Origin of the sequence: Streptomyces sp. V2I9 (assembly GCF_030817475.1) — a bacterium.
In the GTDB taxonomy this organism is placed as follows: Bacteria; Actinomycetota; Actinomycetes; order Streptomycetales; family Streptomycetaceae; genus Streptomyces.
In genome coordinates, this window is the sequence record NZ_JAUSZJ010000002.1 from 3,881,489 (window position 1) to 3,904,726 (window position 23,238).

The window sequence follows — 23,238 nt, forward strand, 5'->3', positions numbered from 1 at the left end:
GTGCGCGGACGGGGCCGGGCGGTGTGTGGTCACGGCTTCGCCACCCCCACCTTCATGCCCACGCGCAGCCCGTCCCCGCTGACCTCGATCTGCCCGTCCGCCGTCATGCCCGTCTCCACCCGGACCATCTCGGAGGTCGTGCCGCGGACGACCTGGAGGCCGTACCCGCCGTTCTCGCCGCGCAGGGCCACCACCGCCTCGACCGGTACCGCGAGGATTCCCTTGCGGGCCTCGCTGACGAACGTGACGCTCGCCGTCGCCTCGGCGTCCTCGCCGGACACGGCACGGGAGCCACCGTCGAGGACCACCTCGACGGTGATGCCCTCCTGGCTGCCCTCGGCCTCCTCGTCCCCCTCCGGGCGCACCGTCCCGGCGACCTTCCCGGTCTCGGTCCTTCCGCTCGGCAGGGTCACCTCCACCTTCGTGCCGCGGGCGGTGAGCGCCCCGTCCGTCTGCTCCAGCAGGGCCCGCACGACCGGCTTGGTCGAGGCGATCGTCAGGACGGGCCCGTCCGGGCCGACCTGGTCGGCGAGGGCCGCGTCGGCGGAGACCACCGTGACCTCGGCGGGCTGGAAGACGACGTCGCCCCGGCCGACCCGGCCGGTGGTCTCGCGGTTGAGGTGCTTCTGCCACCGTTTGACGGCGGCCTCGGTGTCGGGGCCGTACTCCGTGTCGACGTACAGCCCGGCTCCGTAACCCAAGTCGCGCAGATTGCGCTCCAGTTGGAGTACGTCGCTGCCTCGGGCGCCCGCCTTCATCTCGCGGAACGCCGGGACCGGCCCGTAGAGGAGGGTGACCGGCTTGTCGTTCAGCTCGTACAGGGCCTCCCCTCTCCGTACGGTCGTCCCCTCGGCGGCGGCCACCGTCACCGTGCCCTCCACGGCGGCCTTGACGGCGCGGCGCTGGGCGAAGTCGATCCGGCCGTCGACGGTCTTGGATAGCACGAGGTCGGTGCGGACGACGGCGGCCGTGGCGGGCGGCAGGCCGTCCCCGTCCCGGCCCGCCGCGCCGGCCCCGCCGCCGACGCCGAGGAACAGGACGCCCCGGTGACGGCGGCGGTCACCGCGCCCAGGGCGACAAGGGCGGTGGTGGAGCGTTTCACTGCATGCCGTCCAGACCGTCGAGGAGCTTCGTCCTGCACGCCTCACGGGCCTGCTTGTACGCGGGCGACTCGGGGTCGAGGACCGGGGAGCCGGGGTTCGGGTCGCCGCCGGGGATCGCGTTGCCGCCGGACATCACCGGGTTGGTGAACCGGCTGATGCCGTTGTCCCGCATGCACTGGGCGTGCGCGAGCATCGATTCGTAGGACTTCTGCTGGTCACGCTTGGGCTCGACCGCCATGGACGCCTTGAGTTCGTCCACGCAGACGTTGTTCTTCCCGGCCTTGATGCCCTGGTTGCGGCCCGGCTGGGAGCCGAGTTCGTTGACCTTGGACCAGTCGAGGTGGCCGCTGAGCTTGGGGTCGGGGTACTCCGGGTAGCCGCCCTTGGCGCGCATGCACTGGACGAAGGCCACCTGGGCGTCGTAGAAGGCGCTCTTGCCGGCGGGCTTCGCGCTCGGCGCGCCGTCCTTCCCGGTGTTCCCGTCCTCGGACTGCTCGGACTTCGGAGACTTCGGGGACGGTACGTCGGCGATCGCGTCGCGGCTCTTGGCCCCGGCGTCGTCGTCGCTGCCGCCGCAGGCGACGGTGAGGGCGAGTACGGGCACGGCCACGAAGGCGGCCAGGCGGAGCCCGGCGGTGGTGGTGGGGAAGCTCATGGGCCCTACGCTGGCCGTCGTGCGTGATGGCCGGTGCATGGGCACATGATGGGAACGTAACAATGCCTCCGACCTGCGGCTGAGCCCTGGGAGGGGGAGGCGGAGCGATGCGGGGCGTGCGCATAATCGGCCCCATGCCGCATGTGCTGCTCATCGAGGACGACGCGTCCGTACGGGACGGGATGGAACTCGTGCTGCGCCGGCACGGGTACGGCGTGGAGACGGCCGCCACCGGCGAGGAGGCCCTCGCGCTGCTCGCCGGGGAGCGGGGCGCGCCGGTCGAGCTGGCGGTGCTGGACCTGATGCTGCCGGGGATGGACGGCTTCGAGGTGTGCCGCCGTATCCGGGCCCGGACGGCGAGTCTGCCGATCATCATGCTGACCGCGCGCGGCGACGACCAGGACATCGTGGCCGGGCTGGAGGCGGGGGCCGACGACTATGTGGTCAAGCCGGTCACCGCGCCCGTCCTGGAGGCCCGTATCCGGGCCGCCCTGCGCCGCGCGGAACCGGCGGCGGGGCCCGGCACGGCGGGTGCGGGTGTCGGGGCGGGGGCCGGTCGGGCGGATCACGGCGACCGCACCGAACACGGTGGTCTGGTGATCGACCGGGCCGGGCTGACCGTCACCAAGCACGGCACGCCCATCGCCCTGCCGCCCACCGAACTGCGGGTCCTGCTGGAGCTCTCGGCCGCCCCCGGCCGCGTCCTCACCCGCGAGCAGCTCCTCGCGTCGGTGTGGGACCACACGTTCCTGGGCGACTCCCGGCTGGTGGACGCGGCGGTGGGCCGACTGCGCGCCAAGATCGAGGACGTACCGGCCCGGCCCCGGTACGTCCAGACGGTGCGGGGCTTCGGCTACCGCTTCGGTCCGCTGTGAGCGGCGGCGTTCCGGGGCGCGGTCCTCTGCGGTCCGGCCCCCGGCGGTCCGGGTCCGTGGGGTCCGGGCCTGTGCGGTCCGGGGGCTTTCGGCTCGGGTCCCTTCGGCTCGGCCCACGGCGGCGGGGGTCCCTTCGCCACCGTCCCCGGCGGTTCGCCGGGGGACTGCGGGTCCGGCTGGTCGTCACCTTCGTCCTGGTCGCCCTCCTCAGCGCGGTGACCGCGACCGCCCTCGCCTACCGGGACGCCCGCACCGCCGTCCTCCAGCGCACCCAGAACACCGCCGTGAACGACCTCCGGGAGCGGGTCGCGGTGGTGGCGGCGGGGTTCGACCTGCCGCCCGACCAGCGGTCGCTGTCCCGGTTCGCCGCGGAGGTCTCCGAGGGCCTGGGCGCACGCATCGTGGTCGCCCGCCACGAGGACCTGTCGGCGGTCTCCGACGCGTACGCGGACACGGAGGGCAGGATCACCGCCGAACTGCGGGCGGCCGTACGAGCCGGGGACGGGGCCCGGTTCCAGCGGGTGGAGTGGAGGGGAGAGCCGTACCTGGTGGTCGGCACGCCCGTGACGTACGCCGACGGGGACCGGCGCACCTCGGGCCTGGAGGTCTTCGCCATCACCGACCTGCGGGCCGAGCGCGACGACACCGCCGCGCTGCTGGACTCCGTACAGGAGGGGATCGTGCCTGTGGTGGTGGCGGCGGCCCTGCTGGCGCTGCTGGCCGCCGGGACGGTCCTGCGGCCGGTACGGAAGCTGGGGCGGGCCACCCGCGAACTGGCCGCCGGCGACCTCGGCAGCCGGGTCGCGGTGCGCGGACGCGACGAACTGGCCGATCTGGCAAGGACGTTCAATGAGACGGCCGACGCGCTCCAGTCGTCCGACGCGGAGTTGAGGACACAGGAGGCGAAGGCGCGGCGGTTCGTGGCGGACGTGTCGCACGAACTGCGCACGCCCCTCGCGGCGATGGCGATGGTGGCGACGGTCCTGGAGGAGGACGCGGACCAACTCCCGCCGGACGCCGCCCGAGCGGCCCGTACCGTGGGTGCGGAGACGGCCCGGTTGTCCCGGCTGGTCGAGGACCTGATGGAGATCTCCCGCTTCGACGCGGGGGCGGTCCGGCTCAACGCCTCGGAGACCGACCTCGCCGACACCGTACGGGCGTCGCTGGCGCTGCGCGGCTGGACGGACCGGGTGACCGCCGAACTCGCCGAGGGGGTACGGGCCGTGGTGGACCGGCGGCGCATCGACGTCATCGTCTCGAACCTGGTGGGCAACGCGCTCCGGCACGGGGCCCCGCCGGTCACGGTCACCCTGGCCGCGCCCGCGGAGGGCCGGGTGGCGGTGGAGGTCGCGGACCGCGGACCGGGTCTGCCGCCGGAGGCGCGGGAGCGGGTCTTCGACCGGTTCTACAAGGCGGACGAGGCGCGCACCCGGACGGCCGTCACCGGGCGCGACGGGCAGGCCGGGCGCGATGGATGGGCCGGCGGGCCGGGGGCCGGGCTGGACGGCGGACAGGGCAGCGGTCTCGGGATGGCCATCGCCCTGGAGAACGCCCGGCTGCACGGCGGCACCATCGAGGTCGGTCAACGGCCGGACGGAGGCGCGGTGTTCACGCTGATCCTGCCATCGGGACCGACTCTCCGGAGTACGGGAGAGGAGGAGGGACGATGAGGTGCCGCCGAGGTGTCGTCACCCTCGCCGCGCTGGCGGCCGTCCTGTCCGCGTCGGCCGGCTGCGGGGTCGGCGTCCGGCCGACCGGGGTGATAGACGCGGGTGAGCCCGCCTCCGGGCTGACGCGGGGGAAGCGGCTCTACTACGCGTCGGACACCGGACTGCGGGCGGTGCCCCTGCTCGACCGGGAGGACGACGGCCTGGAAGCGGTGATGAAGCTGCTGGCCCAGGGGCCGACGGCCGCCGAACGCCGCGAGGGGCTGACCACGCTGCTCCAGGCCCCCAGCGGTTACCGCGTCACCGGTGACGGGGCACGCGTCACGGTGCAGCTGGAGGGCCCGTACTGGGCGCGGGCTCGGGACCAGGTGACGGGACAACTGGTCTGCACGCTGGCCAGTTTCCAGTCCGACCGTGAGGCGGAGGTCCGGGCGGACGATGTGGAGGTGACCATCCGGCCGGGGGAAGGCCCGGTGCTGGGGCCGTTGCGCTGCGCGGAGTTCCTGGACCGCTGAGGATGCGGGACCGGTGCGCGGCGGGGCCGGACACCTTCCGCCGGGCATGCTCTAGGCTCGCCCCCATGCCGAACCGGCTCCCGTTCGATGAAGCGCTGCGCTCCACCGTGGGCACCCCCGAGTCGAGCAGGCTTCTGGACAGCAGTCCGCGATCACGGGTGTGGCGGGTCCGGCTGGCCGACCGGAGCCTGGTGGTCGTCAAACAGATCACCGACGTCGGGGACGCGGCCGCCGACGCGGACACGCGCTTCGCGCGGGAGATCGCTGGACTGCGCCTGGCGGGGCGTGCGACCGGGCCGGCCGTGGCTCCCGCGGTGCTCGCCACGGACGCGCCCGCGCGGGTGATGGTCCTCGACCACCTGGACGACCTCGGCAGGACGGACGACTGGATGCCGGGGTACGCCGAGGCACTCGCCCGGCTGCACGCCCTGACCGGACCCGCCGACGCGGGCGCGCTCCCCGCCTGGTCGGGGCCCACGGCCGCCGACGCGGAGTCCTTCCTCGCCCTGGCGCGGGCGTTCGACGTGCCCGTCCCACCCGAGGCGCCCGATGAACTCGCCGCCCTCCTGGACCGGCTGGACCCCACCCCGCATCATGCGCTGCTGCACGGCGACCCGTGCCCCGGCAACGACCTGCGCACCGGGGACGGTGTCCGGTTCGTCGACTTCGAACGGGCGGCGCTCGGCAACGGACTGCTGGAACTCGCCTACTTCCGCATCGGCTTCCCCACCTGCTGGTGCGCGATGTCGGTCCCCGCGGCTCCGCTCGCGGAGGTCGAGGGCATCTACCGGACCACCTGGCGCGGCCTCACCGGCAGGGACGTGCCGGGCGACCTCGCCGACGCGTGCGCGGGGTGGCTGATCCAGGGGGACGCGCTGGTCGAGCGGGCCCACCGCGGGACGGCCGACCAGTTCGCCCGGCTGCCCGCCGAGGACTTCTCGTGGGGCTACGTCTCCGCCCGCGAGCGGCTTGTCCACCGCCTGGGCGTGGTCGCCGACATGACCCGCGACCACGATCGTCTGCACGCGGTGGGCCGCCTGAGCTCCACCCTGGCCGAACGGCTGGCGGCGCGCTGGCCGGCCCTGCGGCCGCTGCCCGCGTACGACACCCGTCCCTGGTCGTAGGACCTGTCGCCCCGCGCCGCGCCCGGTGGACCGGCGTCGTGGCCCCGACGCTTCCACGGACGGCCCTCACCCGGCCGGGACCGTGTCCGTGAGGTCGTGGCCACTCTCGATCACCTCGGCGTCGGCGGCCGGAGCCGTGCACCTGCTCGGCAGCGGCTCGCCCTCGCCGGTGCCCGGGAGAGCCCGATGCGGCTGGGCCCGCCGGTGAAGGCGGCCCCCTCACGACGTACGCGACGGATACGCCCCACCGTGAGATCCCCTCGTCCCGCGCCGCCCCACCCACCGCACGGGCCCCCGGTTCCCCCTGCGCCCTAGCCGTTCGCCTTCGTCAACTCGTACAGATCCCCGGAATCCGTGTCGTCGGTGTACTGGTAGAGGGTGGGCCGGGTCTCCGTCCCGCCGACGTTCCAGTAGTCGAACGCGCAGGAGTCGACCGTGACGCGCACCTCCTGGGACCAGCGGCCCGGACCGGGTTCGTACGTCCAGGTGCCCTGCCCGGAGCAGCGGTCGTCGTCCCCGCCCTTCGGGTCCGCCTCGCTGAAGTCGTCGTAGGTGTCGAGGTCGTCGTCGATGTCCACGGCGGTGAAGCGGCCGTCCGGCGTGAAGGTGATGGTCCCGCCGCTCCCGTCGGTCCAGCGCCCGACGACGTCCGCCGAGGTGAGCGCGGGCGGGCGGTACTCCTGGAGCAGTCCCGTCCAGAAGCCGACGCCGCCGAGCACGGTGGTGAGGATGACGGCGACCACTCCCCAGAGGATCACCGGCCCGAACACCCGCTCCCGGCGCGACCGCCAGAGCAGCGCCGGAACGGTGAGCGCGACCGCCGTCAGCACCCACCCCACCGCGAAGGCACCAGCCCCCGAGCCGCCGGCCAGGGCGACGACGAGGCCGACGACCGCGAGCGAGACGACCCCCGCCACCACCGGTACCCACCACCACACCTCGCGCCCGCCCGATCGGCGCCCCAGCACCTCGCTCAGCCAGACGGTGGGGAGGACGAGGACCACGGAGAGCAGGGCGGCCACCACGGTGGCGAACACGAGGATCACGGGCAGGGCCAGGATGAGTATCGCGGGCGAGCCACCCCCGTCGTTCGGGGACTCCTGGGTGAATCCGTAAGCGACGCTCACGATGAGCGCGATCACCGCTTCCAGGAGCAGCACCAGGATCGAGAGCAACAGGGAGAGCCCCCAGAGGCGCTTCTTCTTCACCGTTCATTCCCCCTCACGCGCACGTCTGATGTACGCGGCACGCCCGATGGGCGGCAGCTGCGGCCATCGTGGCAGAGCCGGTTGAACGCGTTCAACGCGGGGTCGGCGCCGCGGCGGGGACGCGTGTGCGGGCGACTGGTGAGGGGGTGGAGACGGCCGGCTAGGACGGGTGTGCGGGTGCGTCCGGGGCGCGGGAAGAAGAAGCGTTTCCGCGTGCGGGTATTCCCCCGTATGGGTGTGGCGAGGCCGTCCGTGCGGCGGTGGGGCGAGCACAATGGGGCCGCGGTTCGTGCAGAGGCGCTCAGGCTCCTCTCCCGCAGCTTGCGCTCAAGGAGGACCGGTGGCGGACAGCTGGACGGTTCAGCGGACCGGGCCCGGGGATGCCGCGCGCACGCAGGCGCGGGAACAACTCCTCGAAGCAGCCAGAGAGTTGTACGGGGTCAACGGCTACCGGGCGACCGCCGAGCACGATGTGTGCGAGGCGGCCCGCGTGCCGGTCGAGGTGCTGCGCCAGGAGTACGGCTCTCGGGAGGGCCTGCTCATCGCCCTCCACAACCGGGTCACCACGGCCGGGCTGAGGGCGATGGAACGCGCCCTGCTGACCGAGGGCATCGAGAACTGCTCGATCGCGGAGCGGGTCCGGCTGCTCTTCGACGCGTACGTGGAGGCCGTCACCGCCGACCCGCGTGAGGCTCGTGTGACCTTCGTCGAAGTGCTGGGCGTCAGCGCGGTGGTGGACGAACACTGCAAGCTGTGGCGGGCGCTGTGGACGGAGTTCCTGACCGGCGAGGCCGAACGCGCGGTCGAGCGCGGCGAGGCGGAGGACCGGGATCACCGGGTCGACGTGATGGTGATGGTCGGCACGGTCCACGAACTGATGGCCCACCACACCCGCCGCAGCCGCCGGGCCCGCCCCGGCGAGGTCTCGGGCGAACTGACGGAACTGGCCCTGACGATGCTGGGGTCGCAGCGGACCGGGTGAGCCCGTGCCCGCCGCGTGCCGTGGGCCACGCGTTCACTCCCGACGCGGCTCACCTGTCGGAACAACCCGGCCGGGCACGCGGGTTGTCGCACCGGCGTGGTGGAAGAGAAGCCGCGACGGGCCGGCCGGCGACGGGGCGGAGCGCCCCCTTCGGTTCGGACGATCCGTGAACGGCGCGGACGGTTCGGCGTGACCTGCTGGACGGCTCAGATGTTCCGGCACTTCGACGACCCGAAGCCGGGTCATGTGGCCGACTGGCCCGATCTGCCCGGCTGGCAGCAGGAGACCGATGCCGACGTCTTCGACGCCATCGAGCGGGCGTCGCGTTGACGTCGAGCCGGCCGGGTCAGGCCGGCAGGGGCTGAGCCGGAGGTGCCGGGGTCGGGGCCGTGGCCGGGGACGGGGCCGTGGCCGGGGACGGGGCCGTGGGCGCCCCCGCGTACGGGCCGCCCAGTCCCCACCCCCGGTGCATCGCGTCGGCGAAGGCGGCGGCGAGTTTGTGTTCGCCCGTCGGGCCGGGGTGCGTGCCGTCGTAGGTGTCCGTGTGGATGTCGTACGCCGGGGGGCGCGAGGCCAGCAGGATCGGTGAGGACGGGGTGTCGAGATCGGCCGCCGCCTTGGCCAGCAGCTCGTTGAAGTGGGCGCAGGAGGCGGCGAAGGGGGCGTCCGTCTCGGCCCGGACGTTCGGTATCACCGGGAGCAGCACCATCCGCACGCGCGGGTTCGCCGTGCGCGCCGCCGTGATGAACGCGCGGGCGTTGGCCGCCGTCTGCTCGGCGTCCGTGTAGAACCCGAGGTCTATCAGGCCGAGCGAGACCAGCAGCACGTCCGCCCCGGACGCGCGCACCGCGTCCGCGATCACCGGGGCCATGTGCAGCCAGCCCTCGCCCCAGCCGGACAGATGGCGGCGGGCGGCCGGCGGGAAGGACGGGTCGGCGTAGGTGTGGGAGAGCGGGGCGTTCGCCGCGGTGTCGTACAGCGCCGTGCGCGGGCCGACGATCTCGTACGGGAGGCCGGGGTGCGCCTCCAGGTGCTGCCACAGCCGGTAGCGCCAGGTGTAGTCGCCGGTGGCGCCGATGGTCATGGAATCGCCGACCGGAAGAAAACGCATGGCGTCATCATCTCCGATCACCGCTCCGGCCTGCGACGTGACGATGGACACTTGGGTCATGCGCTCGTATCCGACCGGCCCGGCAGGCCGCGCCGCCACCGTACTCGCCGCCGCTCTCGCCGCCGCCCTGCCGCTGTTCGCCGGGGCCGGTCCGGCCGTGGCCGAGGACGGGAGTCCCGACCGTGACTTCACGATCGAGGACCCCCGTATCACCGAGTCCAGCGGCCTCGCCGCCAGCCGCGCGCACCCCGGCGTCTACTGGACCCACAACGACAGCGACGACGGCCCTTACGTCTTCGCCGTCGACTCCCGCACCGGGAAGACCCTCGCCACCATCACCCTGCGGGGGGTGGGGGAGCCGAGGGACGTCGAGGCGATCTCGATCGGGCCGGACGGCGACATCTACGTCGGCGACATCGGCGACAACCTCGACGGCACCTGGGACCACGTGTGGATCTACCGCTTCCCCGAGCCGAAGGTCCTGCGCGACGCGACTGTCACCGCCGTCCAGTACGACGTGAAGTACGCCGACGGGGCCCGCAACGCCGAGGCGATGATGGTCCACCCGAAGACCGGCCGCGTCTACATCGCCTCCAAGAACGAGGACGGCGGCGGCCTCTACGAAGGCCCCGCGAAGCTCTCCGCCGGAGCCGTGAACACCTTCCGGCGGGTGGACGAGGTGCCCTGGGTCACCGACGGGGCCTTCTCGCCGGACGGGAAGCGCCTGACGCTGCGCTCGTACTTCAGCGCCCGCGAGTACGCCTTCGAGAACGGCCGCCTCGGCGAGGACCGGTCGGTCGCCGCCCCGTTCCAGGGGCAGGCGGAGTCGGTGACGTACACGGCGGACGGTTCGGCCCTGATGTTCGGCTCCGAGGGGGAGAGCAGCGATGTCGTCCGGGTGGACGTGGAGGGCGGCGGCCTCGAGGGCGGCCAGGAGCAGGGGAAGCCCTCGGGGAGCCCCGGCGCCACCGGCGAAGCCGGTGACGAGGAGGGCGGCGCCACGGGCGGCGGCAAGGGGGGAGCGGGGGTCGGCGCGGCGGTCATCGTCGGGGTGGGCGTCCTGTGGTTCGCGCTCCGGCGGAAGCGGGGGCAGGGCTGAGGCCGTCGCGGACGCCTCGGCGCTCGCCGTCGCCGGTCCGGTCGTCGCCCGGCGCGGGTTCAGCCCTCGCGCGTGACCGGGGCAGTCGTCGCCCGTGACCTGGTCGGTCGTCGCGCGTGACCGGGTCAGTCGTCACCTGTGACCTGGTCGGTCGTCGCGCGTGACCGGGTCAGTCGTCGTCCGTCACCGGCCACACCTCGTAGTGCAGCGTCCGGTCCCGTTTCAGCCGGTGGGCGAGCGGGACCAGGACGCCCTGCACGATCGGGTACTTGCGCGACAGCATCCGCGCCGCGTGCGTGTTCTCCTTCGTTCCCGGTCGCAGCAGCCGGGCGTGCGCCCTGATCTGCGGTCCGGTGGGGCTGCCCCGGACCGTGCAGGGGGCGATCTCCACGCGCGGGTGGTTGCGCATCCGCTCGACCTTCCAGGCGGACGAGAACGTGCGGATGAACGCGTGATCGCCCTCGACGGCGATGTTGACCGGGGTGCCGACGGAGGTCCCGTCCTGGCGGTGGGTGCTCAGGAGGACGGCGTACTGCTTGACGAAAGGAGCGAGCTCCCGGCTGGCGTCCATACCTCCATTGGGGCACGGACCGGGCGCGTTGTCATGTGCGGGCCGCACCCCGTTCCGCGGTCCGTTCCCGGACCAGCGCCTCGAAGCCGGCGATCAGCCGCCGCAGCCCGAACTCGAAATGGTCGAACTCGGCGCTGAAGGTGTCCTCGGCCATGTTCGCCATCACGGGGTACGCACCGCTGAGCATGGCCCGCTCCAGATAGGGGCGCTGGCGGTCCCAGAACTCCTCGTCGCTCAGCCCCGTCTGCCGTACCGCCTCCGCAGCGTCCGCCCGCGTGCGGGCGAGCCCCTCCACGAAGCTGTTCACCGTGATGATCACGCCGATCAGCTCGGGGTCGCGCAGTCTCATGCCCCGCAGGCCGGTGAGCGCCAGTTCCAGTCCTCGCAGGGCGCTGGGGCCGAGCACCGTACGAGCCTGGTTGATCTTCAGCAGCCAGGGGTGGCGGCGCAGGTTGTCCAGGTAGGACCGGGCCATGGTGTCGACGGCCGCGCGCCAGTCGCCGGGACCGGTCGCGGGCGTGCCGACGGCGGCCGTTCCGGGCGTGTCGGCGGCGGCCCCGGACGCCTCGGCGGCGGCCGCGCCATCAGGTTCCCCCGTCGCGGCGGGCAGCGGTTCGCCCAGGACGCGGTCGAGCATCAGGTCCAGCAGCTCCGCCTTGCCGGGGACGTACCGGTAGAGCGACATCGTGCCCGTGCCCAGCTCGGTGGAGAGGCGGCGCATGGAGACGGCGGGCAGCCCCTCCGCGTCCGCGACGGCGACGGCGGCGGTGACGATCCGGTCCAGCGTGAGGCCCGGTTTGGGGCCGCGGCTCGGCCGTTCCCCGGTGCCCCACAGGAGCTCCAGACTGCGCGCGGTGTCGCCGCTCCCGGTGGCCGTGCCGTCCGCCGCCGCTGTCGTTCCGTCTTTCGCCATGAGGGTCAGCGTAATGCTCCGGATCAGCGATGGGTACGCCGTACCCGCATCCGAGTACGGTGTACCCAATCTAGGGTACGGTGTACTCAGTTGACTTCCGGAACGTCGTCGAACAGGGGGTTGTGTCATGGCTGTGCCCAAGAAGGGGTCCATGTCCCGCGCGGGCTCGGGTCCCTCGTCCGGGTACGCGGTGCTCGCCGAGGGCGTCGTGAAGCGGTACCGGGGGAAGGGCGGGGCGGAGAAGCGGGCACTCGACGGATTCGACCTCGCCGTCCGCCCCGGCACCGTCCACGGCCTGCTCGGGCCGAACGGGGCCGGGAAGACCACCGCCGTGCGGGTCCTCGCCACCCTCCTGCGGTACGACGCGGGGCGGGCCGAGGTCGCCGGGCTCGACGTGGCGCGCGAACCCCGCCGCGTACGGAGCCGGATCGGGCTCACCGGCCAGTACGCGGCCGTCGACGAGGGCCTCACCGGGCGGCAGAACCTGGAGATGTTCGGCCGCCTCTTCCACCTGGGCAACCGCCGGGCCCGGCAGCGCGCCGGGGAACTGCTGGACCGGTTCGACCTGACCGGGGCGGCCGACCGGCCGGCCACGGCGTACAGCGGCGGCATGCGGCGGCGGCTCGACCTCGCCTCCTCGATGATCCTCCACCCCGACGTGCTCTTCCTGGACGAGCCGACGACCGGGCTCGACCCGCGCGGCCGGGGCGAAGTCTGGGACGCGGTGCGGGCGTTGGTGGCGGGCGGGACGACGGTGCTGCTGACCACGCAGTACCTGGACGAGGCGGACCGCCTGGCCTCGCGCATCACCGTCATCGACCGGGGGCGGGCCATCGCCGACGACACCCCGGACGCGCTCAAGAACCGCGTGGGCGGCGACCGGATCGAGGTGGTGGCCGCCGAGGCGGCCGACCTCGCGGCGGTGGCCAGGGCCGTCGACCGGGTGGCCGCCGGCGGACGCGTCGTCACCGACATCCCGGCCCGCCGCGTGCACGCGCAGGTCGCCGACCGGGTCGCCGCGCTCACCGAGGTGGCCCGCGGCCTCCAGGACGACGGGATCGCGGTGGAGGACATCGGCCTGCGCCGGCCCAGCCTGGACGACGTGTTCCTGCGGCTGACGGGCCACGGCGCGGCCGACGCGGACGCGGACCACGCGACCGGCCACCACGACGCCCCGGAGGTGGCGGCATGACCACGCTCGACACGAACCCCGAGGTGACCGGTGACCGGCCCGCGGGCCGGGGCCGCGACCACGGCACGGCGTACTGGGCGGTCTCCGACTGCTGGAACATCACCCGGCGCACCCTCACCCACTACCAGCGCCAACCCGCCGCGATCGGCTGGCAACTCGGCTTCCCGATCCTCTCGCTCCTGCTGTACGGGTACGTCTTCGGCAGCGCGATGAAGGTGCCCGGCGGCGGGGACTACCGGGAGTTCCTGATGCCCGGCATGTTCGCGATGACCATGGCGATGGGCTTCATGAACACCGCCGTCGCCGTCGTCACCGACGCCTCCAAGGGGGTCGTCGACCGCTTCCGGTCCATGCCGATGGCCCCCTCCGCGTTCGCGTCCGGGCGCGGGGCGGCCGACCTGGTGGTCGCCGTTGCCGAACTGACCATCCTGGCCGTCACGGCGCTGCTGATCGGCTGGCGCGCCGACGGCGGGGTACCGGCCGCGCTCGGGGCGTTCGGGCTGCTCCTGCTGCTGCGGTTCAGCCTGATCTGGGTGGGCGTCTGGCTGGGCATGCTGGTCCCCACCCCGGAGGCGGCCGGCGGGCTGTACGCGGTCGCCTTCCCCGTCACGATGATCTCCAGCACCTTCGTCTCCCCGTCCCTGATGCCGGACTGGCTCGGCTTCCTCGCCGCCTGGAACCCGGTCTCCTCGACCGCGACGGCCACCCGGGAGCTGTTCGGCAACCCCGTGGCGGGCGGCGGCTTCTGGGTCGAGGAACACGCCCTGCTGATGGCGGTGGTGTGGCCGCTGGTGCTCACGCTGGTCTTTCTGCCGCTGGCGGTCCGCCGTTTCCAGCGCCTGAGCCGGTGAAGGGCCGAGAGGGCCGGGGCGGGGCACGTAGGGTCGGGCACCGTGCCGACGACTCCCGCACCCCCGCCGCCGCCCTTCACCACCGCCCGCCTCGACGCGCTCCCCCTCGACCCGGCGTACGCCGACGCGATGGCGGGCGTCCTCGCGGACCCGGCGCTGTACCGGTTCACCGGGGGCGAGCCGCCCGCCCCGGCCGTGCTGCGCTCCCGCTACGAACGGCAGTGCGCCGGTTCGCCGGACGCGGGGGAGCTGTGGTGGAACTGGGTGCTCCGGGTCCGTGAGGGCGGGGCCCTGGCCGGATACGTCCAGGCGACCGTACGGGGCTCCCGCGCCGAGATCGCCTGGGTGATCGGTACGCCGTGGCAGGGCCGGGGCTACGCGGGCGAGGCGGCGAAGGGCCTCGCGGCGCACCTGGCGTCGGCCGGCGGCGTCCGCGAACTCCTCGCCCACATCCACCCCGGCCACGCGGCGTCCGAGGCGGTGGCGCGGTCGGCGGGGCTCCGGCCGACCGAGGAGTGGGAGGACGGCGAACGGCGGTGGGCTGCCCGCACCCCCGTGCCGGACGTCCCCTAGGGTTCCGGTCCATGACCGGACCTGACTTCCTGCACACCACCCGTGCCTCGTACGACGCCATCGCCACCGGCTACGCGGACTGGACCCGCGACGAGCTGGCCGCCAAACCGCTGGAGCGGGGTCTGCTGACCGCCTTCGCGGAACTCGCGGCCCGCACGGCGCGCGACGGCGCCTCGCTTCCGCTGGCGGACGTCGGCTGCGGTACCGGCCGGGTGACCGGGTATCTGCACGGACTCGGCCTGGGACTCGACGTGTTCGGGATCGACCTCGCCCCGCGGATGCTGGCCGAGGCGCGCAAGGACCACCCCGGCCTGCGTTTCGAGGAGGGCTCCATGCTCGCTCTCGACCTGCCGGACGCGTCGCTGGGCGGCCTGCTCGCCTGGTACTCGACGATCCATGTCCCGGACGAGGAACTGCCGCGTGCCTTCGCGGAGTTCCGCCGTGTCCTCGCGCCGGGGGCGCCCGTGCTGCTGGGCTTCCAGGTGGGGGACGAGGCGTTGCGGATGACGGAGGCGCTCGGTGAGGAGGTCGCGCTCGTCTTCCACCGCCGGCAGCCGGAGCGGATGGCGGAGCTGCTGCGGGAGGCGGGGCTGGACATCGTGTCCGTGACCCGGCGGGAGCGGGAGACGGACGGGCCGTTCCCGGAGCGGACGCCGCAGGGGTTCGTCCTGGCGCGCGGGCCGGTTGTCAGTGGCGGCTGTGAGGATGGGGACATCAGCACCGCGAACTGAGGGGGATCCCATGGGCGCCTGGGACATCGGCCACTTCGACAACGACACCGCGGCCGACTTCGGCGGGCGGGTGGACGACGCCGACGCCGAGAAGAAGGCGGATGTGCTCCGGGAGGTCCTGGCCGCCGTCGCGGGCACAGGGGGTGAGGACTACGCGGACGGCGAGGAGGCGGTCGCCGCCGCCGCGCTGGTCGCCGCCCAGTGCCCCGGGGGCGAGCCGGTCACCACCGCGTACGGCCCGAAGGAGCCCCTGCCCCCGCTCCCCGCCGACCTGCGCCCGCTGGCCGTCCGTGCGCTGGACCGGCTCACCGCGCCGAACGCCGAGCCGCTGGACCTGTGGGCGGACGCCGGCGAGGACCAGGCGTGGCTGGCGGGGATAACCGCGCTGCGGGCGGTGCTGGTGGCGGCGCCGGGGGAGTAGACGCGCCGGGTGTCCTCAGCGTTTCGAGCGGCCCGCGCGCACGATCCCGTCCACGTCCAGGGCGAGTTCGGCGCCGATCGAGGCGGGCAGCGGGGCCTGCTGGCCGGGGGCGTAGACCTCGTGCCGGTCGTAGCCGCCGGGGAGCGGTTCGGTCAGGACGTGGACCCGGCTGTGCTTGCGGTCGACGATGACGTACACCGGGATCTTGGCCTGGGCGTAGGCGGTGACCTTGTTGCGGAGGTCGTTCTGGTAGTTCCCGGAGGTGACCTCCAGGACGAGCCGGAAGCAGGCGGGGTCGTAGCAGGTGTTCTCGGCCAGGTGCTCGTCGGAGTCGGCGTCGACGATCGCCAGATCGGGGATCGCGAAGTCCTGGGGGCCGCCGGGGAGCCAGAGGCCGATGCCCTGGAGGACTCTCGACTCCTCGCCGTGGAGACCTGCCGCGAGGAAGGGGACCATGAGCGTGGTCAGCGCGTCGGCATGCGGGCCGTCCAGAGGTGGTGCCACGGTGATGACGCCTCCGATGATCTCGACGCGATGCCCCGGAAGCTGCTCAGCGAGACGGTTCGCCGTTTCGAGCAGCGTTTCCGGCTGGTCGTCACCGGGGTGCTCGACTGCTGCCGCAGACATTGCGGGCCTCCTGGAAGGGGCTGGTGTCGAGGCCACCATCGTAGGGCTGGACCGGCCAGGATCGCGCTTCTGGCATATGCCACCCGGTCGAGTGAAGCAGAGACGGCCCGGCACCCCACGCGGGTGCCGGGCCGTCTCCGTACAGCGGTGGAGCCGGAGAACCGGAGGGTTACAGCTTCTCGATCACGTAGTCGACGCACGCGGTCAGCGCCTGCACGTCCGCCGGGTCGATCGCCGGGAACATCGCCACGCGCAGCTGGTTGCGGCCCAGCTTGCGGTACGGCTCGGTGTCCACGATGCCGTTGGCGCGCAGCACCTTGGCGACGGCCGCCGCGTCGATCTCGTCCGCGAAATCGATCGTGCCGATGACCTGCGAGCGCTTCGCCGGGTCCGTGACGAACGGGGTGGCGTACTTCGACGCGTCGGCCCAGCCGTACAGGTGCTGGGAGGACGCGGCCGTGCGGCCCGTCGTGAAGTCCAGGCCGCCCTGGCTGTTCATCCACGTCAGCTGCTCGTTCAGCAGGAAGAGGGTGGCCAGCGCCGGGGTGTTGTACGTCTGGTTCTTCAGGGAGTTGTCGATCGCCGTGGGCAGCGAGAAGAACTCCGGGATGTGCCGGCCCGAGGCGTGGACGCGGGCCGCGCGCTCCAGCGCCGCCGGGGAGAACACGCCGATCCACAGGCCGCCGTCCGAGGCGAAGGACTTCTGCGGGGCGAAGTAGTAGACGTCGGACTCGGTGATGTCGACCGGCAGGCCGCCCGCGCCGGAGGTCGCGTCCACCAGCACGAGGGCGCCCTCGTCGGCGCCGGCGACGCGCTCGACCGGGGCCGCGACACCCGTCGAGGTCTCGTTGTGGGTGAGGGCGTAGACATCCACGCCCGCCTCGGCCCGCGGCTCCGGGTGGGTGCCCGGCTCGGAGGCGATCACGGAGGGGTCGGACAGCCAGGGCGCGAGCTTCGCGGCCTTGGCGAACTTCGACGAGAACTCGCCGAAGCTCAGGTGCTGGGACTTCGACTCGATCAGACCGTGCGCCGCGATGTCCCAGAAGGCGGTGGAGCCGCCGTTGCCGAGGATCACCTCATACCCCTCGGGGAGGGAGAAGAGGCTGCGCACGCCGTCCCGTACCTCGCCGACCAGGTTCTTGACCGGGGCCTGGCGGTGGGACGTGCCGAGGAGAGAGGTGCCGGTGGCGGCCAGCGCGTCGAGCGCCTCCGTCCGCACCTTGGAGGGACCGGCGCCGAAGCGTCCGTCTGCGGGCTTGATGTCAGCGGGAATCTGGATGTCGGCCACGGGACGGAGCGTAGTGCCTCGGTGGCGCGGCTCAACAACCGTGTCCGTCCGATGAGACGTGCGCTCCGGCCCGTGGACGCCCCGGCGCGGGGTGGTCCATCCGCTGCGCGGACCGCCCCGCGCCGGTGACGGCCTACGCGTCGTGGCCGAACGGGCAGCCCAGCTTCACCGGCAGTTCGTACAGGTCGTTCTGCGTCACGATCGGCTTGTTGCGCAGCTCGGACGCCGGGACCGCCAGATCCAGCTCGGGGAACCGCTCGTACAGGGCGGGCAGCGCGATCGCCGCCTCCAGGCGGGACAGCGCCGCACCCGGGCAGACGTGCGGACCGTGGCCGAAGGCGATGTGGCGGTTCGGGGTGCGGGTCGCGTCGAACTCGCCCGCCGTCGGGCCGTACTGCTCCTCGTCCCGGCCCAGCGCGCCGAACGAGATGATCAGGCCCTCGCCCTTCGGGAGCACCTTGTCGCCGACCTCGATGTCCTCCGTCGCGAAGCGGATCAGGACGTGCGAGGTCGGGGTGTTCCAGCGCAGCGTCTCCTCGATCACGCCCTCCCACGGGATCTCCCCGTTCAGCACCTTCGCGCGCTGCTCGGGGTGGACCGCGAGGGCCTCGACCACGTTGACGATCAGGCTGATCGTGGTCTCGTGCCCGGCGGCGATGATCAGCTGGAGGGTGTTGAGGATCTCCTCGTCGGTGAGGTGGTCACCGTTCTCGGAGGCCGCGATCAGAGCGCTGGTCAGGTCGTCGCCCGGGTTCGCCTTCTTCTCCTCGACGATCTTGGTGAAGAGGGCCCCGAGGTCCGCCATCATCTGCGGGACCTCCTCCGGCGGCGTCTGCGTCGAGAAGAACTTCTCGAACAGCTCCTTCAGCCGCGGGTGGTCCGCCGCGTCCACGCCCATCAGCTCGCTGATCACGTTCATCGGCAGCGGGTAGGCGAACTCGGCCTTCAGGTCCACCGGCTCCCCGGCGGGCAGCGCGGCCAGCTTCTCCAGGCTCGCGTTCGTCAGCGCCTCGATCCCGGCGCGCAGCTTCTCCACCCGCTTCACCGTCAGCGCCTGTGCCACCAGCGTACGGAGGCGGCGGTGGTCCGGGCCGTCGACCGTCAGCATCGAGCGGCCGGGGTTGGCCAGGCCGATCAGCGGCCAGTCCGCCGGTATCTCGCCGCGCTGCCAGGCGTTCCAGACGTTGATGTCCTTGACCACCCGGCTGTCGGTGAGCAGCGCGCGGGCCTCCTGGTGGCGGGTGACCGCGTAGACGTGCACTCCGCCCGGAAGCTCCACCTCCGCGAGCGGACCGGCCGCCCGCAGTGCGGCGCTCTCGCCGTCGAGGTCTCTGACGAAGGGATCGAGGGCGATGCGGGTCATGCGGGGCCTCCGTGAAGTCCGGGTCTGCCGAGGGCAGGAGTGGGGGTGAAGAGCACCGGCAGATCCGTCAGACCGCGCAGCCACGGCGACGGCCTGCGGGTGAGCTGCTCGGCGGGGACGGCGAGGTCCACGTCCGGCAGCCGGTCGAGCAGGACCTCGATGCCGGTACGGGCGATGACCTCGGCGGTCTCCTGGGCCGGGAACGGGCAGCGGTGCTCCCCGTGGCCGAAGGAGAGGAAGGCGTTGTTGCCGCCGGTCAGTGCCGAGCCGTCGACCCGCACCTGCGGGTCGCCGTTGGCGGCGGCGAGGCCGAGGAGCAGCAGATCCCCGGCGCGGACGTGCCGGCCGCCGATGTGGGTGTCGCGGGCGGCCCAGCGGCCGGCCACGTTCTGCGTCGGGGTGTCCTCCCACAGGACCTCGTTCATGGCCTCCGCGACGCTGTGCCGGCCACCGGAGAGCGAGGCGGCGAACCGGTCGTCGGTGAGCATCAGGCGCAGCGAGTTGCCCATCCAGTCGGCGGTCGGCTGGTGGCCGGCGGCCATCATCACCATGAGGTCCTGGGCGATCTCCTCGTCGGTGAAGCGGCCGGGATCGGCGAGCATGCGGGTGGCGACGTCGTCGCCGGGCTCGGCGTGCTTGGCGACGAGCAGCTGGAACATCGAGGCGCCCAGGTGCTCCGCTCCGGCGAGTGCCCGCTCCCGGCCGTCGATCATGTCGTTGATCGAGCCGACCAGCGGGTGGGCCTCCTCGTCGGAGAAGCCGTAGATCCTGGCCAGCACGAGGGCGGGGAGCAGCTTGGCGTAGTCCGCGATGATGTCCACGGAGCCCTTGGTGCAGAACCGGTCGATCAGCTCGTCGGCGAACTCCTCCGCGTACCGCTTGAGGGCGAACGGGTCGACGCCCTCCAGCGCGTTGCTGATCATCATGGCGCGGACGCTGTGGCGCTCGCCGACCGTGTAGAGGATCGAGTTCTGCTTGCGCCCGATCATCGGCAGCAGCGGCCAGTCGTCGGGGATGCGGTCCCACTGGTTCCACAGGTCGGAGTCCCGGCTGAAGAGGACCGGGTCGCCGGTGACCTGGTGCAGTTCGCGGTAGCCGAGGACGAGCCACGCGGGGATGCCGCCGTCGAGGACGACCGGGGCGAGCGCCCCGTGGTCGCGCCGCAGCTCCCGGTAGAGCTGGACGGGGTCACGCTGGAAGCGGGGCCCGGACAGGGGGACGGACCCGTGCGAGACGGGGCAGCCGGAGACAGTGGTCACGGGGCGGACTCCGGGGTCGGGCCGGCCGCCGCCAGGGCCGCTTCCGGGGCGCGGAGGCGGGCGGCGGAGAGCGCGGCGAGGTGCTCGACGAGCGTGATGAGCACGTATTTGCTGGACGAGCGGTCGCGGGCGTCGCACTCCACCAGCGGTACGTCGTCCGAGAGGTCCAGGGCCTCGCGGATCTGCTGCTCGCTGTGGAGGGGGCCGCCGAAGTCGTTGCACGCCACGATGAACGGCGTGCCGTGGTGCTCCAGGCGGTCGATGGCGTACCAGGAGTCGGCGAGGCGGCGGGTGTCCACGAGGACGACCGCGCCGAGCGTGCCGGAGAACAGCCGGTCCCACAGGAACCAGAAGCGCTCCTGGCCGGGCGCGCCGAAGAGGTACAGCACGGAGCGCTCGTCGAGGGTGATGCGGCCGAAGTCGAACGCCACGGTGGTGGACGACTTGGCCTGGATGCCGTCGAGGTGGTCGACGGCCTCGCCCGCGCGGGTCATGGTCTCCTCCGTGTTGAGCGGACGGATCTCGCTCACGGATCGGACCATGGTGGTCTTGCCGACCCCGAAGCCGCCGACGACGACGATCTTGAGACCGTTGTCGGCCGTCGCGCTCAGGGCGGCGCGGTCAGAGGTTGCGGAGTCCAACGAGCACCTGTTCCAGGATGTCGGGGTCGGGGAGCCGGTCCGCGACACGGGCTGTACGGGGGTGGCGGGCGCTGATCCGGCCGGTGTCGAGCAGGTCGCACAGCATGATGCGGACGATGCTGACCGGCAGGTTCAGGCTCGCGGCGATCTCGACGACGGCCACGGGGCCCTGGCACATCCGCAGGATCGCGACGTGCTCGGACTGCATTCCGGGCGCCGGGTCGCATTCCGCGACGACGAGCGTCACCAGGTCGAAGGCGGCGGAGTCGGAGCGGCTGCGGCCCCCGGTGAGGGTGTACAGCCGGTCCGGGTCGTCGTCGCGGCCCGGTCGGGGGCGGGGCGCCGTCGTCATACGGCCGGAGTCTCGACGGGCTCGCGCGGCGGCGCGACCAGGTGCTCGCCGAGCTGCTCGACGAGCTCGCTCATGTTGTGGCCGACCAGGCCCACGTCGGAGTCCTCGTCGGCGACGACGGCCAGGTGGGCGCCGGCCCCGGCCTCGACGATGAACAGCACGCCGCCGTAGAACTCGGCCATCGCGGACCGTACGCCGCCGGTGCCGTCCCCGAACTCGATGGACGCGCCGTGCGACAGGCTCTGGATGCCGGCGGAGATCGCGGCCAGCTGGTCGGCCTGGTCGACGGAGAGCTCGGGGGTGCGGCAGAGCTTGAGGCCGTCGCGGGACAGGACGAGGGCGTGGCGGGTACCGGGGGTGCGGTCGAGCAGCCCCTCCAGCAGCCAGTTGAGCTTCTCGTCGGTGGTCGCGGTCATCGGGTGTTGCCTTCCGGGTGCGGGGAGTTGGCTCGGACCGCCTTGCTGAAGGTGCTGAAGCGCGCTGCCTGGACCTTCGGGTCGGTGGTACGGGCCCGGGGGTGGTCGGCTCCGCCGGGGGCGACGTTGCCGGTACGGGCTTCGGCGGCGGCCAGCGTGCGGCCCCGGCGGCGCTTGGGCAGGCCGCTCTCGCCGAACGCGGGCACGCTGCCGGTGGACTCGGAGACGGAGTCCACCGAGGAACCGGGGAACTCCGCTTCCGCCGCCGGGGTCGTGGGCGTGGAGGTGTCGCTCCCGGCGGAGGGCCGGTCCGTGGGGGCGGGGCCGGCCTCGTCGGTGTCGGCCGCCGAGGCGTGGAAGGGCTCGGGCTCGGCGGGCACGGTGGTGGTGGGCGGGGCGGGCTCCGCTGCCGTCGCCTCCGGGGACGTCGCCCGGTCCGGGGCCGTCGCGGTGGAAGGCGTCGCGGTCGGTGCGGCCGGTGCGGAAGCGCGGGAGATCAGTTCCTGGGGGAGCATCATCAGCGCGCCGGTGCCGCCGCGGGCGGACGGCCGGAAGGAGACCGTCAGGCCGTGCTTACGGGCCAGCCGGCCGACGACGGCCAGTCCGAGACGGGTGCCGGAGAGGTTGGTGAGGTCCTGGTGGTCGGCGGAGACCGCCTTCTCGGCGCGGCGCAGCTGCACCTCGCTCATGACGAGCCCGCTGTCCTCGACGGTGATGACGATGCCTGCCGGGACCTCCTCCACGTACACGTGGACCTCGGCGGTGGGCGGCGAGAAGTTGGCAGCGTTGTCGAGGAGTTCGGCGAGCGCGTGCATGACGCCCTCGGCCGCGTGGCCGGCGATGGCGACGTCGCTGGTGGAGTGGAGGCGGACGCGCTGGTAGCTGCCGATCCGGCCCATCGCGCCGCGCAGGATCGACTCCATGACGATCGGCTTGGCCCAGCGCCGCCCGGAACGGGCGCCGGTCAGCACGGCGATGGAGTCGGCGAGGCGGCCCGCCTGGGCGGTGCGGTGGTCCAGGTGGAGCAGGTCCCCGAGCACGGACTCGTCGGAGTGCCGGTGCTCCATCTCGCGGAGGTCGGCCAGCATGCTGGTGGACAGGGCCTGCATCCGGCCCGCCGCGTTGGCGCAGGCCGCGATGGCGGCCGAGCGCTCGGTCTCGGCGCGGGTGGCACGGGCGGTCAGCCGGTCGATGGTGACGCCGAGCCGGGCCTGTTCGGCGGCGGCGGCCGCGGCGATCCGCTCGTTCTCGGCCCGCATCTCGGAGACCAGCCGGGCGGTCTCCGCGGCGGCGGCGCCCTTGATCCTGGCCGTCTCCGCGGTGAAGCGCTGGGCCTCGACGGCGGAGGCGGAGACCAGGCGCGAGGTCTCGGAGGTGAACCGCTCGGCGTCGGCGGCGACCTTGGCGCGCAGGGTCCGCGCCGTCCCCAGGGTGTGGACGGTGACGGCGACGCAGACGCTCAGCAGCACGGCGGCTGCGCCCGCGCCCCAGGCCAGCGGGGTCCGTGCCGCGTCGGGGGCCGCGGCCACACCCCACAGGGTCAGCGTGCCGGTTGCGGCTGCCGATATCAGCAGGGCGAGTGCGGTGGGCCGGAGTGAGGGGCGCAATCGGAGTCCTCGGTGGCGGACGGTGCTGGACGGTAGGCGGTGGTGCCGGGCGGTGCGGGGAGTGACCGAAGCCGATGGGGCGTTTTCCGGACAC

General features: G+C 73.2%; 25 protein-coding genes and 1 pseudogene. 12 read left to right on the forward strand and 14 right to left on the reverse strand.

All coding sequences use genetic code 11. The annotated features are described in order from the left end of the window. Positions 1-29 precede the first annotated feature (29 nt). Both QFZ71_RS17170 and QFZ71_RS17175 read right to left on the reverse strand, forming a co-directional pair. A pseudogene (locus QFZ71_RS17170) lies at positions 30-1,102 on the reverse strand (peptidoglycan-binding protein). Further along, the gene (locus QFZ71_RS17175) at positions 1,099-1,758 is read right to left on the reverse strand and encodes a hypothetical protein (protein ID WP_307669092.1); all 660 of its coding nucleotides are present in this window, start codon (positions 1,756-1,758) and stop codon (positions 1,099-1,101) included. The pseudogene QFZ71_RS17170 and the gene QFZ71_RS17175 overlap by 4 nt, the downstream one beginning before the upstream one ends. A gap of 134 nt (positions 1,759-1,892) precedes the next feature. Here QFZ71_RS17175 and QFZ71_RS17180 point away from each other — a divergent pair, with 134 nt between their 5' ends. The 4 genes from QFZ71_RS17180 (at position 1,893) to QFZ71_RS17195 (ending at position 5,939) form a co-directional block, all read left to right on the forward strand. Further along, a complete protein-coding gene (locus QFZ71_RS17180) occupies positions 1,893-2,633 on the forward strand; it encodes a response regulator transcription factor (RefSeq protein ID WP_307669093.1) in 741 nt (246 codons plus the stop codon). Between the two features lie 164 nt (positions 2,634-2,797). Next, the gene (locus QFZ71_RS17185; RefSeq protein ID WP_307671489.1) at positions 2,798-4,303 is read left to right on the forward strand and encodes a HAMP domain-containing sensor histidine kinase; all 1,506 of its coding nucleotides are present in this window, start codon (positions 2,798-2,800) and stop codon (positions 4,301-4,303) included. Continuing rightward, the gene (locus QFZ71_RS17190) at positions 4,300-4,815 is read left to right on the forward strand and encodes a GerMN domain-containing protein (protein WP_307669094.1); all 516 of its coding nucleotides are present in this window, start codon (positions 4,300-4,302) and stop codon (positions 4,813-4,815) included. The genes QFZ71_RS17185 and QFZ71_RS17190 overlap by 4 nt, the downstream gene beginning before the upstream one ends. A gap of 65 nt (positions 4,816-4,880) precedes the next feature. Continuing rightward, complete coding sequence (locus QFZ71_RS17195; protein WP_307669095.1) at positions 4,881-5,939, forward strand: phosphotransferase; 1,059 nt, start codon at positions 4,881-4,883, stop codon at positions 5,937-5,939. 311 nt (positions 5,940-6,250) lie between these two features. Here QFZ71_RS17195 and QFZ71_RS17200 read toward each other — a convergent pair whose 3' ends face one another. Then, positions 6,251-7,147 carry a hypothetical protein gene (locus QFZ71_RS17200; RefSeq protein ID WP_307669096.1) on the reverse strand — a complete coding sequence of 299 codons (897 nt, stop codon included), beginning with the start codon at positions 7,145-7,147 and terminating at the stop codon, positions 6,251-6,253. A gap of 340 nt (positions 7,148-7,487) precedes the next feature. Between QFZ71_RS17200 and QFZ71_RS17205 the strand changes: the two genes are divergently transcribed. Next, complete coding sequence (locus tag QFZ71_RS17205) at positions 7,488-8,129, forward strand: TetR/AcrR family transcriptional regulator (RefSeq protein ID WP_307669097.1); 642 nt, start codon at positions 7,488-7,490, stop codon at positions 8,127-8,129. Between the two features lie 189 nt (positions 8,130-8,318). After that, on the forward strand, positions 8,319-8,459 hold the full coding sequence (locus tag QFZ71_RS17210) for a hypothetical protein (protein WP_307671639.1): 141 nt from the start codon (positions 8,319-8,321) through the stop codon (positions 8,457-8,459). A 16-nt stretch (positions 8,460-8,475) separates the two neighbouring features. Here the strand turns inward: QFZ71_RS17210 and QFZ71_RS17215 are convergent, their stop codons facing one another. Continuing rightward, positions 8,476-9,300 (reverse strand): GDSL-type esterase/lipase family protein, encoded by an 825-nt coding sequence (locus tag QFZ71_RS17215; protein ID WP_307669098.1) that lies wholly within the window; start codon positions 9,298-9,300, stop codon positions 8,476-8,478. On the opposite strand from QFZ71_RS17215, the gene QFZ71_RS17220 reads away from it, so the two are divergent. Beyond that, entirely contained in the window at positions 9,299-10,339 is a 1,041-nt protein-coding gene (locus tag QFZ71_RS17220) for a WD40 repeat domain-containing protein (protein WP_307669099.1), read from the forward strand. The two genes, QFZ71_RS17215 and QFZ71_RS17220, sit on opposite strands and share 2 nt — an antisense overlap. Positions 10,340-10,508: 169 nt before the next feature. Here the strand turns inward: QFZ71_RS17220 and QFZ71_RS17225 are convergent, their stop codons facing one another. Both QFZ71_RS17225 and QFZ71_RS17230 read right to left on the reverse strand, forming a co-directional pair. Continuing rightward, positions 10,509-10,910: a PPOX class F420-dependent oxidoreductase gene (locus QFZ71_RS17225; protein WP_307669100.1), complete on the reverse strand. Its 402-nt coding sequence runs from the start codon at positions 10,908-10,910 to the stop codon at positions 10,509-10,511. Positions 10,911-10,941: 31 nt separating this feature from the next. Next, positions 10,942-11,823: a TetR/AcrR family transcriptional regulator gene (locus QFZ71_RS17230; RefSeq protein ID WP_307669101.1), complete on the reverse strand. Its 882-nt coding sequence runs from the start codon at positions 11,821-11,823 to the stop codon at positions 10,942-10,944. 151 nt (positions 11,824-11,974) lie between these two features. Here QFZ71_RS17230 and QFZ71_RS17235 point away from each other — a divergent pair, with 151 nt between their 5' ends. The 5 genes from QFZ71_RS17235 to QFZ71_RS17255 are packed head-to-tail and all read left to right on the forward strand — an operon-like array spanning position 11,975 to position 15,591. Then, positions 11,975-13,015 carry an ATP-binding cassette domain-containing protein gene (locus QFZ71_RS17235; RefSeq protein WP_307671490.1) on the forward strand — a complete coding sequence of 347 codons (1,041 nt, stop codon included), beginning with the start codon at positions 11,975-11,977 and terminating at the stop codon, positions 13,013-13,015. Continuing rightward, positions 13,012-13,866, forward strand: a complete 855-nt coding sequence (locus tag QFZ71_RS17240; RefSeq protein WP_307669102.1) for an ABC transporter permease — start codon at positions 13,012-13,014, stop codon at positions 13,864-13,866. The genes QFZ71_RS17235 and QFZ71_RS17240 overlap by 4 nt, the downstream gene beginning before the upstream one ends. A gap of 42 nt (positions 13,867-13,908) precedes the next feature. Next, positions 13,909-14,439 carry a GNAT family N-acetyltransferase gene (locus tag QFZ71_RS17245; protein ID WP_307669103.1) on the forward strand — a complete coding sequence of 177 codons (531 nt, stop codon included), beginning with the start codon at positions 13,909-13,911 and terminating at the stop codon, positions 14,437-14,439. An 11-nt stretch (positions 14,440-14,450) separates the two neighbouring features. Then, on the forward strand, positions 14,451-15,170 hold the full coding sequence (locus QFZ71_RS17250; RefSeq protein WP_307669104.1) for a class I SAM-dependent methyltransferase: 720 nt from the start codon (positions 14,451-14,453) through the stop codon (positions 15,168-15,170). Between the two features lie 10 nt (positions 15,171-15,180). After that, positions 15,181-15,591, forward strand: a complete 411-nt coding sequence (locus QFZ71_RS17255) for a DUF4259 domain-containing protein (protein WP_307669105.1) — start codon at positions 15,181-15,183, stop codon at positions 15,589-15,591. A 15-nt stretch (positions 15,592-15,606) separates the two neighbouring features. On the opposite strand, the gene QFZ71_RS17260 is transcribed toward QFZ71_RS17255, so the two are convergent. From QFZ71_RS17260 to QFZ71_RS17295, 8 genes are all read right to left on the reverse strand, one after another. Continuing rightward, a complete protein-coding gene (locus QFZ71_RS17260; RefSeq protein WP_307669106.1) occupies positions 15,607-16,218 on the reverse strand; it encodes a Uma2 family endonuclease in 612 nt (203 codons plus the stop codon). 169 nt (positions 16,219-16,387) lie between these two features. Continuing rightward, complete coding sequence (gene serC / locus QFZ71_RS17265) at positions 16,388-17,506, reverse strand: phosphoserine transaminase (protein ID WP_307669107.1); 1,119 nt, start codon at positions 17,504-17,506, stop codon at positions 16,388-16,390. Positions 17,507-17,639: 133 nt separating this feature from the next. Next, a complete protein-coding gene (locus QFZ71_RS17270; RefSeq protein ID WP_307669108.1) occupies positions 17,640-18,869 on the reverse strand; it encodes a cytochrome P450 in 1,230 nt (409 codons plus the stop codon). Next, positions 18,866-20,128 (reverse strand): cytochrome P450, encoded by a 1,263-nt coding sequence (locus QFZ71_RS17275; protein ID WP_307669109.1) that lies wholly within the window; start codon positions 20,126-20,128, stop codon positions 18,866-18,868. The genes QFZ71_RS17270 and QFZ71_RS17275 overlap by 4 nt, the downstream gene beginning before the upstream one ends. After that, a complete protein-coding gene (locus QFZ71_RS17280; RefSeq protein WP_307669110.1) occupies positions 20,125-20,769 on the reverse strand; it encodes an ATP/GTP-binding protein in 645 nt (214 codons plus the stop codon). Before QFZ71_RS17280 ends, QFZ71_RS17275 begins: the two co-directional genes overlap by 4 nt. After that, the gene (locus tag QFZ71_RS17285) at positions 20,750-21,121 is read right to left on the reverse strand and encodes a DUF742 domain-containing protein (RefSeq protein ID WP_073765209.1); all 372 of its coding nucleotides are present in this window, start codon (positions 21,119-21,121) and stop codon (positions 20,750-20,752) included. The genes QFZ71_RS17280 and QFZ71_RS17285 overlap by 20 nt, the downstream gene beginning before the upstream one ends. Then, positions 21,118-21,537, reverse strand: a complete 420-nt coding sequence (locus tag QFZ71_RS17290; RefSeq protein WP_307669111.1) for a roadblock/LC7 domain-containing protein — start codon at positions 21,535-21,537, stop codon at positions 21,118-21,120. Before QFZ71_RS17290 ends, QFZ71_RS17285 begins: the two co-directional genes overlap by 4 nt. Beyond that, positions 21,534-23,144 (reverse strand): sensor histidine kinase KdpD, encoded by a 1,611-nt coding sequence (locus QFZ71_RS17295; RefSeq protein ID WP_307669112.1) that lies wholly within the window; start codon positions 23,142-23,144, stop codon positions 21,534-21,536. Before QFZ71_RS17295 ends, QFZ71_RS17290 begins: the two co-directional genes overlap by 4 nt. Between the last annotated feature and the right edge of the window lie 94 nt (positions 23,145-23,238).